This window comes from Pseudomonas sp. TSO6 (genome assembly GCF_056098905.1).
In genome coordinates this window covers 1-12,519 of record NZ_JBLZWV010000027.1, presented here as the reverse complement: position 1 = coordinate 12,519, position 12,519 = coordinate 1, and the positions used below count along the sequence as shown (strand labels likewise).

General features: G+C 62.4%; 11 protein-coding genes and 1 pseudogene. 5 read left to right on the top strand and 7 right to left on the bottom strand.

Annotated elements, in window-relative coordinates; translation table 11 throughout:
- The first annotated feature begins 6 nt into the window (after positions 1-6).
- From ACN6NG_RS11115 to ACN6NG_RS11105, 3 genes are all read left to right on the top strand, one after another.
- Positions 7-1,155: an ABC transporter ATP-binding protein gene (locus ACN6NG_RS11115; protein ID WP_474313990.1), complete on the top strand. Its 1,149-nt coding sequence runs from the start codon at positions 7-9 to the stop codon at positions 1,153-1,155.
- Between the two features lie 185 nt (positions 1,156-1,340).
- Positions 1,341-2,648, top strand: a complete 1,308-nt coding sequence (locus tag ACN6NG_RS11110) for a phosphate ABC transporter substrate-binding/OmpA family protein (protein WP_353457143.1) — start codon at positions 1,341-1,343, stop codon at positions 2,646-2,648.
- 166 nt (positions 2,649-2,814) lie between these two features.
- Positions 2,815-3,870 carry a TerC family protein gene (locus ACN6NG_RS11105; RefSeq protein WP_353457144.1) on the top strand — a complete coding sequence of 352 codons (1,056 nt, stop codon included), beginning with the start codon at positions 2,815-2,817 and terminating at the stop codon, positions 3,868-3,870.
- Positions 3,871-3,891: 21 nt separating this feature from the next.
- Here the strand turns inward: ACN6NG_RS11105 and ACN6NG_RS11100 are convergent, their stop codons facing one another.
- From ACN6NG_RS11100 to ACN6NG_RS11090, 3 genes and pseudogenes are all read right to left on the bottom strand, one after another.
- Positions 3,892-4,281, bottom strand: a complete 390-nt coding sequence (locus ACN6NG_RS11100) for a hypothetical protein (protein ID WP_353457145.1) — start codon at positions 4,279-4,281, stop codon at positions 3,892-3,894.
- Positions 4,274-5,673: pseudogene (locus ACN6NG_RS11095) on the bottom strand (PAAR domain-containing protein). The gene ACN6NG_RS11100 and the pseudogene ACN6NG_RS11095 overlap by 8 nt, the downstream one beginning before the upstream one ends.
- Positions 5,674-5,836: 163 nt before the next feature.
- Positions 5,837-7,066 (bottom strand): acyl-CoA dehydrogenase, encoded by a 1,230-nt coding sequence (locus tag ACN6NG_RS11090; RefSeq protein WP_063426841.1) that lies wholly within the window; start codon positions 7,064-7,066, stop codon positions 5,837-5,839.
- 139 nt (positions 7,067-7,205) lie between these two features.
- Between ACN6NG_RS11090 and ACN6NG_RS11085 the strand changes: the two genes are divergently transcribed.
- Both ACN6NG_RS11085 and ACN6NG_RS11080 read left to right on the top strand, forming a co-directional pair.
- Positions 7,206-8,132: a LysR family transcriptional regulator gene (locus ACN6NG_RS11085; RefSeq protein WP_474313989.1), complete on the top strand. Its 927-nt coding sequence runs from the start codon at positions 7,206-7,208 to the stop codon at positions 8,130-8,132.
- A 192-nt stretch (positions 8,133-8,324) separates the two neighbouring features.
- Entirely contained in the window at positions 8,325-9,479 is a 1,155-nt protein-coding gene (locus tag ACN6NG_RS11080) for a cysteine desulfurase family protein (RefSeq protein WP_474313988.1), read from the top strand.
- A gap of 7 nt (positions 9,480-9,486) precedes the next feature.
- Here the strand turns inward: ACN6NG_RS11080 and ACN6NG_RS11075 are convergent, their stop codons facing one another.
- From ACN6NG_RS11075 to ACN6NG_RS11060, 4 genes are all read right to left on the bottom strand, one after another.
- Entirely contained in the window at positions 9,487-9,924 is a 438-nt protein-coding gene (locus ACN6NG_RS11075) for an RES family NAD+ phosphorylase (protein WP_016487683.1), read from the bottom strand.
- A complete protein-coding gene (locus tag ACN6NG_RS11070) occupies positions 9,921-10,370 on the bottom strand; it encodes an antitoxin Xre/MbcA/ParS toxin-binding domain-containing protein (protein ID WP_016487684.1) in 450 nt (149 codons plus the stop codon). The genes ACN6NG_RS11075 and ACN6NG_RS11070 overlap by 4 nt, the downstream gene beginning before the upstream one ends.
- 106 nt (positions 10,371-10,476) lie before the next feature.
- Positions 10,477-11,253: an SDR family oxidoreductase gene (locus tag ACN6NG_RS11065; RefSeq protein ID WP_063426847.1), complete on the bottom strand. Its 777-nt coding sequence runs from the start codon at positions 11,251-11,253 to the stop codon at positions 10,477-10,479.
- 170 nt (positions 11,254-11,423) lie between these two features.
- Positions 11,424-12,344 carry a LysR family transcriptional regulator gene (locus ACN6NG_RS11060; protein ID WP_059396273.1) on the bottom strand — a complete coding sequence of 307 codons (921 nt, stop codon included), beginning with the start codon at positions 12,342-12,344 and terminating at the stop codon, positions 11,424-11,426.
- Between the last annotated feature and the right edge of the window lie 175 nt (positions 12,345-12,519).

Here is a 12,519-nt window from a genome sequence, read left to right as displayed (position 1 = left end):
ACAACAATGAGTGCAGTGATCAAAGACAACGCACCAGGCAAGACCCTGGTCAGCCTGCGCGGCCTGAACAAGCACTACGGCGACTTCACCGCCGTGGACAACCTCGACCTGGAAATCCAGGACGGCGAGTTCCTGACGTTCCTCGGTTCCAGCGGCTCGGGCAAATCCACGACCCTGTCGATGCTGGCCGGCTTCGAAACCCCCAGCAGCGGCGAGATCCTGGTAGACGGCCAGTCGCTGGTGAATGTACCGCCGCACAAGCGCGACATCGGCATGGTGTTCCAGCGTTATTCGCTGTTCCCACACCTGAACGTGCGCGACAACATCGCCTTCCCGCTGGCCATCCGCAAGCTGAGCGCCAGCGAGACCAAAAAGCGGGTCGACGCCATGCTCAAGCTGGTACAGCTGGAGCAGTTCGCCCACCGCAAGCCGTCGCAGATGTCTGGCGGGCAACAGCAGCGCGTGGCGATTGCCCGGGCACTGGTGTACGAGCCACGCATCCTGCTGATGGACGAGCCGCTCGGCGCGCTGGACAAGAAACTGCGCGAAGACCTGCAGGACGAACTGCGCCAACTGCACCGCCGGCTGGGTATCACAATTGTCTACGTCACCCATGACCAGGAAGAAGCCATGCGCCTGTCGCAGCGCATCGCCATCTTCAGCCACGGCAAGATCGTCGGCCTGGGCACCGGTTACGACCTGTACCAGAACCCACCGAATGCCTTTGTCGCTTCGTTCCTGGGCAACTCCAACTTCCTGCGCATCAAGGCCAGCAGCAATGGCGCCGGGAGCTTCGAGGGCCAGCCAGTGGCCATTCGCCTGACCCCGGGCATGTCCGCCTCGCAGGATGCACTGATCATGGTGCGCCCGGAAAAAGCCCTGGCCCTGACCGCCGAACAGGCTGCGCGCGACCCGCTGCCGGCGGGCTGGAACGAGGTCAGTGCCAAGGTTGGCGAAGTGCTGTTCCTGGGTGAAAGCCAGACCTGCCATGTGGTGACTGCAGGAGGTACCGAGCTGACGGTGAAGGCACTCTCGGCCGCGGGCATGCCGATGCAGCCGGGCGACAACGTCAAAGTGCGCTGGGCGGTGGCGGATGCGTGCATCTATACCGAGTGGGCCGAGAGTGATTTGAGCAAATCCGCCGGGGCGCATTGAGATAACCGGGGCCGCTTTGCGACCCTATCGCGACGCAAGGCCGCTCCCACAAGGAATCGCGGTCGCCTGTGGGAGCGGCCTTGTGTCGCGAATGGAGGGCAGAGCCCTCCCCTACAGTCTGTCACATTATCATCACGCCACTGTCGTAATCTGCCGGCCAACTCTATGTCACAGGGCCACCCGGCATGCCCCGCCTGCTTGTATTGCTGCTCACCCTGATCCCGTTTGCGACCTTGGCCGAGCCCATGCACATGCGTGCGCAAGGCTCCAACACCATCGGCGCGGCCTTGCTGCCAGCGCTGGTGCAGGGGCAATTGCACGCGCAGCAAGCCACCGCCATCGAGCAGCAACCCGGCAAGCGGGCCAACGAGACCGTGATCACCGCACGCGATGCGCATGGCCAACCCGTGCGCATCGACATCGCTGCCCACGGATCCAGCACCGGCTTCATCGCCCTGGGCCGGGGCGACGCCGACCTGGCAGCCGCCTCGCGGCCGATCAACGACAGCGAAGTACGCCAGCTGCGGGCCTTGGGCGACCTGCGCGCAGCCGCTGCCGAGCAAGTCATCGGCCTGGATGGCGTTGCGGTTATCGTCCACCCCGACAACCCGATGCCGCAACTCAGCACTCAGCAACTGGCGCAGATTTTCTCCGGGCAGATCCAACGCTGGGAGCAATTGGGTATTGCTGGCGGCGCCATCCACCTGTACGCCCGTGACGACCGCTCCGGCACCTTCGAGACGTTCAAGGCGCTGGTGCTGGAGCCCCAGCACAACGAGCTATCAGCCAAGGCCCGGCGTTTCGAGTCCAGTGACGAACTGGCTGCGCAGGTGGCCACCGACCGCCAGGCCATCGGCTTCAGCAGCCTGGCTGCGGTGCACGGGGCCAAGGTGCTGGCGGTAGCCGAAGGCGACGCACCGGCCATGCTGCCGGAGCGCGCGCTGGTAGCCAGTGAAGATTACCCGCTGTCACGGCGCCTGTACTTCTACCTGCCGGCCAACCCCAAGCCGCAGGCCAGGGCCCTGGCCGACTTTGCCCAGAGCCCGGCCGGCCAGGCGATCGTCGCCCAGCAGGGCTTTGTTTCGCAGCAGATCAAGGCCCTGGCAGTAGCGCCCCTGGCCGACATGCCGCCGCGCTACCGCACCCTGGCCCAGCGGGCGCAACGGCTGAGCGTGAACTTCCGTTTCCAGGAAGGCAGCGCCAGCCTCGACAACAAGGCCCTGCGCGACGTGCAGCGGGTGGCCGAGTACCTGCGCCAGGCTGGCAAGCTGCAGAGCAAAGCGGTGCTGGTAGGGTTTGGCGACCCCAAGGAAACGCCTGGCCGCGCCGCCCTGCTCTCGCGCCTTCGGGCCCAGGCAGTGCGCCGCGAGCTGGCGCGCGATGGCGTGGAGTTGCTGGAAGTGACGGGTATGGGCGATGAACTGCCGGTGGCCGGCAATGAGCTGGAGCAAGGGCGGCTGCGCAATCGGCGGGTCGAGGTGTGGGTGTATTGAATTGATGCAGGGGGCTCTGGCAAAGAAATGTAACAGCTCCCCATTCGGTATCTCCTGCAATCGGGTCTAGGCTCAAATTCATGTGATACCGGGCCCCTCTGACGGCTGCCAAGCCGCCATGTCGGATCACTGTTGCCATGCAACGTCGACATTCAAGGAGGGGCTCATGACAGCTCTGCAAGCATTCCTCACCACCCCTGTACTCGGTACCAGCGCCTGGTTGTGGCTGGTGTTCATGGCCATCGTCATCGGTTTGCTGGTGCTCGACCTGGGCGTGCTGCACCGCCACGACCGGGAAATCGAGATGCGCGAAAGCCTGCTGCTGTACTCGGGGTACTTCAGCGTTGGCGTGTTGTTCGGCGCCGGGGTCTGGTACCAGCTGGGCGCCCAGTCGGCGCTGGAGTTCTACACGGGTTTCCTGGTCGAGCAATCGCTGTCGATGGACAACGTGTTCGTCATGGCGATGATCTTCAGCTACTTTGCCATCCCCCGACGCTACCAGCATCGTGTGCTGTTCTGGGGCATCCTGGGGGTGGTGTTCCTGCGGGCGATCATGATTGGCGTGGGCGCCGCTTTGGTGCAGAACTTTGCCTGGGTGCTGTATATCTTCGGTGCCTTCCTGTTGTTTACCGGGGTGAAGATGGCGCTTTCGAAGGAAGACAGCCACCCTGACCTGGCCAACAACCCGATACTCAAGTTCGTGCGCCGGCACATGCGGGTCACCGACCAGATCCACGGTTCGCACTTCTTCGTGCGCCAGACCCCGCCCGGGCACAGCAAGGCCCTGCGTTACGCCACCCCGTTGTTCCTGGCACTGGTGCTGATCGAACTGGCCGACCTGGTGTTTGCCGTCGACAGCGTGCCGGCGATTTTCGCCATTACCCAGGACCCGTTCATTGTCTACACCTCGAACATCTTTGCCATTCTTGGGCTGCGTTCGTTGTACTTCGCGCTGTCGGCGTTGATGCACCGGTTTGTGTACCTCAAGTATGCGTTGGCGCTGGTGCTTATCTTTATTGGTTGCAAGATTTTCTATCACGGCATGGTGGGCAAGGTACCGGCGCTGCTGTCGTTGGGGGTGACGTTCGGGTTGTTGCTGGGTGGGGTGGTGGTTTCGTTGGTGAAGACGCGGGGGGAGAAGGCGGAGATTCAACCCAAACAGCCTGCGAATGCCGGTGGTGAATTTAGCAATAAAAAGGAAGACCCGCAGATGCGGGTCTGAAGTTACGAATCTGGGCGGAGATCATTTCTTTATAATGAAATAACCCACCCCCGCCCAGACTGATGAGATCAGGATCAGCCAAAGAGCTGCCCCTAATTTTCGCCTCAACTTGGGCGGAAACCTTTCAAGTTCCGCCTCGTCCAACCATCCCAAGCGCAAATGAAGCCAAGGAAATGTAACCAACGCGCTTACCGTGCTCATCAGTAGACATCGAGACCTCAGATTCCCTCCGCCCCACACGGGCTTCATCTGTTCCAGGTAGGGATTGCTGGTAATCGCTGAAAGAGCGATATCAAAATCCGTCGACAGCGCGATCTGTACATTCATAGCAATACCGACAAGGCCGATAATTAAGGGCGCAACTAAGAAAGCTATTCGCAAGTATGGCGACCAGCTATCAAAGTCAATCATCCATCACCTCATAAATTACTTCACCGACCTTCTCGCCAGCTGCGCCAATACCCATAGAGCCTGCCGCAGAGCCGGCGCCAACCAGGACAATCCCGCATACGGGAACACCAAGGCCGCCGGTACCCACCGCGAAAACACCGCATAGCGCGGCAGCGGCAGCACCTGCGATGTAACCTCCCACCATCCCTCCTCCTAAGCCACCAGCGAAACTACCCGTTTCGGTGAATCGGACTTTCCGGCAGTCATCAGTTTCACCTGCAACACAGACCTCTTGCACTTTCAGATAAGATGACGTAGCCCCCAGCCCAATTGCAGCATACCCACCATATTCAAGATACTTGCTCAGCCCCGCCACCTTATCCAAATGCGTCGCGTACCCCGGAATCTGCCCCGGCCCGCCCGCTTTCGACCAATGATGCACAAGACTCTTGGTCGAAATATTCAAGCTCCTCCTCAAGCGCTCATAGTTCCCAAGGTTCAACTGCTTGTTCAAAAATGCCGTTTTCAACTGTCCATCCAACTGCTGCAGAAGCCGCCGCCGTTCAGCGAAAAAGCCCGGGCTGTTCAAATGGCCGTGGCGCATGAACTCCCGCTGGTGCAACTGCTCGATACTGGTCAAGGTATAACTGACCTGTTTCAAACCTTGATCGAGCATGTCCTTGCCGACGCCCATGGACAGACTGGCGTTGCTGAGCAAGCCGGCGATTTCGGCCTGGTGCTGCATCATGAAATCCGCTTCGGCGTAGTCGAGCACCTCCAAAGCACGTCGTGCATGCTGTGCAGCCGCCATCAGTTCTCCTTCTTCGCGCGTACAGGCGTTTGCGTTGTCAGGATCACCGATAACGAAGATTTCCCCAGCCTTGAAGCCTTGCTCAAACGTCGGGTTGAGCCGCTGCAACCGGGAGATCGGCAATGTGGCATCGTGCTCGGCCAGTTGCAGCAGCACCTGGGGGAACGACATGCGTCGAGGAACTACATAGAAGCCAGGCTCTAGCGAATCGGGCAGTGCCCTACGACGGGTCGGGAGAAGCGCCCGGGGTAGCCGGTGGCTGACGGCTGATTAAAGTGGGTATTGGTACCCTCCGCAATGGAATACATGGACGGCGGTGCTTCATATAACGGTGCGACCACCCGGTTGCTGCCCGGCGAACAGCCACAAGCAACCAGCGCGCCATCCATGGCCACCCGCTGGCCATCGGAAATAAAGTGATCCACACCTTCAGCGACGGTTCCCACCTGCCCACAAAGAGGGCATGGCGTGGTGTGGTCGCCTTCACGGAGTACCATCCGGCCTTCGTCCAGGTAGCCCGCCCCGGTCGCAATACAGACAGCACCCGTAGTAGTGACATCACCATCTACCGCCTGACCCTTTCCCTCCAATTTGACGCGCATCTCTAAACTCCCTGTACCTGGTTAGGGTTGAAAACCTATCACCAGCAAGGGAGACTCAGGGGGCCTCAGCCGAAATCCAGATACTTCCTACACATTGCGGGAGTTTGCGCGATCACTGTGGGAGCGGGTTCACCCGCGAAGAGGCCGGCGCAGGCTGACGACTTCATCGCCCGCTACGCAACAGCTCCACCGGCACATACTTGCCAATTTCATATTTGCCAATCGCCGCCCGGTGCACTTCATCCGGGCCGTCGGCCAGGCGCAGGGTGCGCTGCATGGCGTACATGTAGGCCAGCGGGAAATCGCCGCTGACCCCTGCCCCGCCATGCATCTGGATCGCCCGGTCGATCACCTTCAACGCCACGTTCGGCGCCACTACCTTGATCTGCGCGATTTCGCTGCGGGCCACCTTGTTGCCGACGGTGTCCATCATGTACGCCGCCTTCAACGTCAACAGCCGCGCCATGTCGATTTCCATGCGTGAGTCGGCGATCTTGTCGACGTTGCCACCCAGCCGTGCCAGTGGCCGACCAAAAGCAGTACGCTCCACCGAGCGCTTGCACATCAGCTCCAGCGCACGCTCGGCCATGCCGATCGAGCGCATGCAGTGGTGGATACGGCCTGGGCCAAGGCGCCCTTGGGCAATCTCGAAGCCGCGCCCCTCGCCGAGCAGCACATTTTCATAAGGCACCCGTACGTCCTCGAAAAGCACCTCGGCGTGGCCATGAGGGGCATCGTCATAGCCGAACACCGGCAACGGGCGGACGATCTTCACGCCCGGCGCATCGGTGGGCACCAGCACCATCGAATGCTGCTGGTGGCGTGGGCCTTCAGGGTCGGACAGGCCCATGAAGATCATGACCTTGCAACGCGGGTCGCAGGCGCCGGAGGTCCACCATTTGCGGCCATTGATGACCCATTCGTCGCCGTCACGCACGGCAGTGGCGGCCATATTGGTCGCGTCCGAGGAGGCAACGTCCGGCTCGGTCATGGCAAACGCCGAGCGGATCTCGCCGCGCAACAATGGCTCCAGCCACTGGCGTTTCTGCGCTTCGCTGCCATAACGCACCAGCACTTCCATGTTGCCGGTGTCCGGCGCCGAGCAGTTGAACGGCTCTGGCCCGAGCAGCGAGCGGCCCATGATTTCCGCCAGCGGGGCGTATTCCAGGTTGCTCAGGCCGGCGCCGTATTCCGATTCGGGCAAGAACAGGTTCCACAGCCCCTCGGCGCGGGCCTTGGCCTTGAGTTCTTCCATGATTGCCGTGGGCTGCCAGCGGTCGCCCTCGGCAACCTGGCGCTCGAACACGGCTTCGGCGGGGTACACGTAGGCGTCCATGAACGCAGTAACGCGCTCGCGCAGTGCCTGGACCTTGGGCGAATAGGCGAAATCCATCGGGGCTACCTTCACGGTTCGGAGTACATGGGCAGAGCCTAGAGCAGCCCGCACCCATCCACCTAGTCTATTTTCCGCGTGTATAAACATTCATAACCGATATATGATCGCCCAATAATTCCAACAAAGAGCGGCGCCCATGAACCTCAGCAAGGTCGACCTCAACCTATTCATCGTGTTCGATGCGATCTACACCGAAGCCAACCTGACCCGCGCCGGGCAGATTGTCGGCATTACCCAGCCTGCAGTGTCCAACGCCCTTTCGCGGCTGCGCGAAACCTTCAATGACCCGCTGTTCGTGCGCACCGCACAAGGCATGGTGCCCACGCCGATGGCGCAGAACATCATCGGCCCGGTGCGCAACGCCCTGGCACTGTTGCGTACCTCGGTGCAGGAAAGCCGCATCTTCAACCCGCAACAGGCCAACAAAACCTTCCGCATAAGCATGACCGACCTGACCGAGGCGGTCATCCTGCCGCCGCTGTTCCAGCGCCTGCGACGCCTGGCGCCGGCGGTGCTGATCGAAAGCTTCCTGTGCAAGCGCCGCGAGACCACCAAGGAGCTCGCCGCCGGCCGCCTGGACTTCGCCATCGACGCCCCCCTGAACACCGACCCGCAGGTGCGCCACATCAAGCTGATGCAAGACCGCTATGTGTGCGCCCTGCGCCAGGGCCACCCGCTGGCTGACAGCAAGCTGACCCTCGACAGCTACCTGGGCATGACCCATATCCATATTTCCAGCCGCCGCAACGGCCTGGGTTACGTCGACCTGGCGCTGGGCAAGATGGGTGTTCAGCGCAAGGTCGCCCTGCGTTCGCAGCACTACCTGATGGCCTCGCAGGTGTTGCAGCAGACCGACATGGCGATGACCGTTCCGGAGCGTTTCGCCCGTCGCCATCAGTTGCGTTACCAGCCACTGCCAGTGGAGGTGCCCGCACTGGAAACGCACCTGTACTGGCATGAAAGCACTGATCAGGACCCGGCCAACCGCTGGATGCGCGAGCAGATCACCGAATTATGCGAACGCGTGGTAGCCGAGGAAGAGAAATCCCTGCAGCCCGCCTGAAGCTGCCTGCGAGGGGCGGCCCATAGCCTCGCCCTCCGGAAGAAAAAGATTCTACCAACGGTTCGAAAGAGAGAAAGTTTTCTCAAAGCCATTGAGAAAAAAGCGGCGGGAAGCGAAAAATATCTCAGCCATGGCGGATACGCTTAGCCCAACAATCGCCGATTTCACGGCGACAGACATGGACCCGCCCCAATGCCCAGCGCCCTACTCTATTTCGATTATGCCGCCACCACCCCCGTCGACGATCGGGTCATCGAAACCATGCTTGCCTGCCTTGGCAGCGAGGCCAACTTCGGCAACCCGGCGTCCAGTGGCCATGCCTATGGCCAAGCCGCCCGGCAAGCCGTGGAGCAAGCACGCCAGCAAGTGGCCGAGCGCGTCGGCGCGCAAGCCGACAACCTGGTCTGGACCTCGGGCGCGACCGAATCCAACAACCTGGCACTCAAAGGCATTGCCCAAGGCTTCGAGCAGCCTGGGCACCTGATCACCAGCCAGCTGGAGCACAAAGCCGTGCTCGACACGGTGGCCGAACTGGAGCGCCAAGGCTGGGCCGTTACCCGCCTGGCGCCGGATGCCGCCGGCCTCATCCAGCCTGCAAGCGTGCAGGCAGCGTTGCGCGCCGATACCCGCCTGGTATCGTTGATGGCGGTCAACAACGAGCTGGGCACGGTTACCGATTTTGCCGCCATCGGCCAACAGGTGCGTGCCCACGGTGCCCTGCTGCACGTGGATGCCGCACAGGCCGTAGGCAAGCTCGCCATCGACCTGAACGCGATGGCCGTGGACCTGATGTCGTTCTCGGCGCACAAGGTTTACGGGCCAAAAGGGATCGGTGCGTTGTATGTCGGGCCACGCGCCCGTACGCTGATGCATGCGCAGATGCACGGCGGCGGCCATGAGCAGGGCCTGCGTTCCGGCACCCTGGCAACCCATCAGATCGCCGGCATGGGCAGCGCCTTTGCCCTGGCCGGCCAACCAGGTGACAGCGAGCACCAGCGCCTTGAGCAACTGGCCACACGCCTGCGCGAAGGCCTGCTGGTTTTACCGGGCGTGACCCTTAACGGCAGCGCCAGCCAACGCATCCCCCATACCCTGAACCTGTGCATCGACAGCAAGGGTTTCAACAGCGCGGCACTGGCCCGCGAGCTGGCCTTGTCGACCACCTCGGCCTGTAACTCGGCGAGCAACGCCGCCTCGCATGTACTGCTGGCACTGGGGCTGGACGAACGTCAGGCACGCAACAGCGTGCGCTTGAGCATCGGCCGATTCACCACCGAGGCGCAAGTGGACCAGGCGCTCGCCGTGTTTGACCGGGTGCTGACGACGGCGTCGGCTGCACTGTGGTGAACACGCGCTAGAACAAGCGGCTGTCCGGGGTAAAATCCTCGACCTGGATTTTCGCGCGCTGCGCCTGCGCGTGCCGTGGGTTGAACAGGTAGTTGATGGTGCTGGGCATGATCGCGCTCGGCACCGGCAGCAACAATGCCGAGCAGTCATCCAGAAAGCGATTGCCCAGCGCCCGGGTCAACTCAGGCTGAGCGGACCAGCCGGGCTGCAAGGCGGGCAGCTGCGCTTGTGAAACCGTGTCGGGCAATTCGATGCGGATCAGGCGCATGGTGGTAGGAAAATCCTCGGGGTCGATCTCCAGGTGCACCAGCACCTCGAGCATGGCCCCGGAAGGGCTGGTGGCGGCATACACTACCGGCCGGCCCGCCTGGTGCCAGCGGCCGCTTACACGCAACCCCCCAGTGCCACTCAAATCTGCATAGGCGCTGATACGCCACAAAATCACAGGCCAAAGCCCTCGGCAATCTGCAGCAGCATCTCTTCCACCTGAGTGGTGCCTTGCTGGGTGGTGAGCATCTGCATGGGCGTCAGCCCCGAGAAGCGTTCCTTGGGCTTGGATAGCCAACGCTTGGCCTTGTCCGCTTCACCGAACACGGCTTCGGCCATGGCGGTGATGTGGGCCGAGCGGAACAGCCGATCACTCTCTTCCACGGTCAACGGCTGGTCACGCTCGATACGGGTTTTGAGGGTGCGCAGGGGAATGATCTGGTCCCGCTCCACCGGGGTGAACACACCACGCTCGGTCAACTTCACCAGCCAGGTGGCGGCAAACCCATGGGTGATGCGAGTGTGGATTTCGAAGTCACTGGCAAGTTCGGGTATTTCCAGCAGCGCCTGCAGGCGCGCCCGGTACTCGTGGTAACCGTTGTCGCGAAGCACTTCGGCAAGCATGGCATACTCCTGTTTCGGCGTTTGCCGACAAGTATGCGGTATTCGCCGGATCATTGCCAGTTTGCCTGCCGCCCTTGGTTGTGGGGGCAATGCGCCCCCGCACCTTTTAGAAAGTACCCGGATACGCCCCGCCATCGATCAGCAGGTTCTGCCCGGTGATATAACCGGCATGCGCACTGCACAGGAACGCACAGTACGCGCCAAACTCCCCGGCATCGCCAAAGCGCGCCGCCGGGATGGCCTTGCGCCTGGCCTGGGCAGTGGCTTGCACATCGCCACCCGCCGCCTGCAAAGTCTTTTGCAAACGCGCCGTGTCGAACGCCCCAGGCAGCAGGTTGTTCAGTGTCACATTGCTGCCCGCCAGGCGCTGCTGCCGGGCCAGGCCGGCAATGAAACCGGTCAGGCCACTGCGGGCGCCGTTGGACAAACCGAGAATGTCGATCGGCGCCTTCACCGCGCCAGAGGTGATATTCACTACCCGGCCGAAACCGCGCTCGGCCATGCCGTCGACCACCGCCTTGATCAGCTCGATGGGGGTGAGCATGTTGGCGTCCAGCGCCTTCAGCCAGTCGTCACGCCCCCAGTCACGGAAGTCCCCCGGTGGCGGGCCACCGGCGTTGTTGACCAGGATGTCGACCTGCGGGCAGGCCGCCAACAGCGCCTGGCGCACCTGGGCATCGGCCACATCGCCGGCCACGGTAAGCACCTCGATGCCCGGGCAGGCCGCACGCAACTCGCTGGCGCTCTGCTCCAGGGTGGTTTGGGTGCGGGCATTGATGACCAGGTTCACGCCTTCTTTGCCAAGCGCCTCGGCGCAGCCTTTGCCCAAGCCTTGGCTGGCCGCGCAGACGATGGCCCAGCGGCCGGAAATGCCTAGATCCATTGGGTTGCTCCTTGATGCAATAGGGTTACAGGGGTACTGGCAGGCCGTGCCGGGGGTAATCTAGAGCACAGGCAGGGCCGCCGATAATGAAAAGAGCTGATCCACCAATAACCATCGCTTATCCCCACCAGGCCGCCAGCAATGGGCTGGAGGGCGAGCGCCGTCAAACTTCAATTGGCCGTCAATTCCTCTACCAGCAACCGCGCAGCTGGCGATAGCGGCGCCGCCACACGGTGCACGATGCCGAACGGCTCGCTCAACGCCCGTAGCTGCACCGCCAGCGACACCAGCAACCCGCGCTGCTCGGCAAAAGCCGCCACGGCACTGGGAATGACCGCCACCAGCGTCGGGTCATCCTCCAGCAGCATGAACGTCGCGAAGGTGGAGAAGGTTTCCAGCGGGTAGCGGGGCACCTCCACCCCTGCCTCGCTCAACTCGCGCTCCAGCGCCTGGCGCATGGGCATGTTCGCCGGGTAGACCACCCAGCGGTAATGGCTCAAGTCGCTGATCGCCAGTGCCGCTGCCCCGGCAAGCGGATGCTGCGGGTGCGCGACCACCACCAACGGCTCCTGGGCCAGTTCGACAAAGGTATAGTCCGCCGCGTTGCGGCCCAGCCCCGGCCGGCAGATGGCCAGGTCCAGGCGCCCCTCGTCCAGCTGGGCGAGCAGGTTGGCGCTGGTATTCTCGGCAATTTCCACCGCCAGCTGCGGCTGCTTGCGGCGCAAGCGCCCCAGGGCGCTGACCAGTGTCGGCATGGCCCCCATGATGCTGCCCACCGCCAGCCGCCCACCCTGGCCCTGGACGATGCCTAGCACCTCTTCGCGCAAGTGCCCCAGGTCGCTGTGGATCAGCCGCGCATAGCGCACCACGCAACGGCCCACGTCATTGGCTACCAGGCCGCTGGGCAGGCGCTGGAACAACGGTACCCCCAGCACCTCCTCCACCTCACGCAACGCCTTGGTGGCCCCGGGCTGGGAAATGGCCATGGCTTCGGCCGCCTTGTGCAGCGAACCACAGCGATCCAGCTCGATCAGCAGGCGCAACTGACGCAGGCGCAGGCGAGAAAAAATGGAATCCAGGGAAGGGATCATCAGGCAGGCTCGACATGGGTCTTGTAATGCCGAGCACTATAGAGGGTCGTCAACGGGGGAGTATTGAGTTTTGAGCAAATGACCCTTGATCGCAGAACACGCATGCCGCATTTCGCTGTAGGAGCAGCCTTGTGCTGCGAAGAGGCCGGTTCAGGCGATGCATTAGTGTCGCTCG

Bases quoted from the DNA above. Each gene is read 5' to 3' on its own strand.
- ACN6NG_RS11115 (WP_474313990.1), top strand. From the start codon at position 7: ATGAGTGCAGTGATCAAAGACAACGCACCAGGCAAGACCCTGGTCAGC.
- ACN6NG_RS11060 (WP_059396273.1), bottom strand. From the start codon at position 12,344: ATGATCCCTTCCCTGGATTCCATTTTTTCTCGCCTGCGCCTGCGTCAG.
- ACN6NG_RS11105 (WP_353457144.1), top strand. From the start codon at position 2,815: ATGACAGCTCTGCAAGCATTCCTCACCACCCCTGTACTCGGTACCAGC.
- ACN6NG_RS11065 (WP_063426847.1), bottom strand. From the start codon at position 11,253: ATGGATCTAGGCATTTCCGGCCGCTGGGCCATCGTCTGCGCGGCCAGC.
- ACN6NG_RS11100 (WP_353457145.1), bottom strand. From the start codon at position 4,281: ATGATTGACTTTGATAGCTGGTCGCCATACTTGCGAATAGCTTTCTTA.
- ACN6NG_RS11090 (WP_063426841.1), bottom strand. From the start codon at position 7,066: ATGGATTTCGCCTATTCGCCCAAGGTCCAGGCACTGCGCGAGCGCGTT.
- ACN6NG_RS11070 (WP_016487684.1), bottom strand. From the start codon at position 10,370: ATGCTTGCCGAAGTGCTTCGCGACAACGGTTACCACGAGTACCGGGCG.
- ACN6NG_RS11080 (WP_474313988.1), top strand. From the start codon at position 8,325: ATGCCCAGCGCCCTACTCTATTTCGATTATGCCGCCACCACCCCCGTC.
- ACN6NG_RS11085 (WP_474313989.1), top strand. From the start codon at position 7,206: ATGAACCTCAGCAAGGTCGACCTCAACCTATTCATCGTGTTCGATGCG.
- ACN6NG_RS11110 (WP_353457143.1), top strand. From the start codon at position 1,341: ATGCCCCGCCTGCTTGTATTGCTGCTCACCCTGATCCCGTTTGCGACC.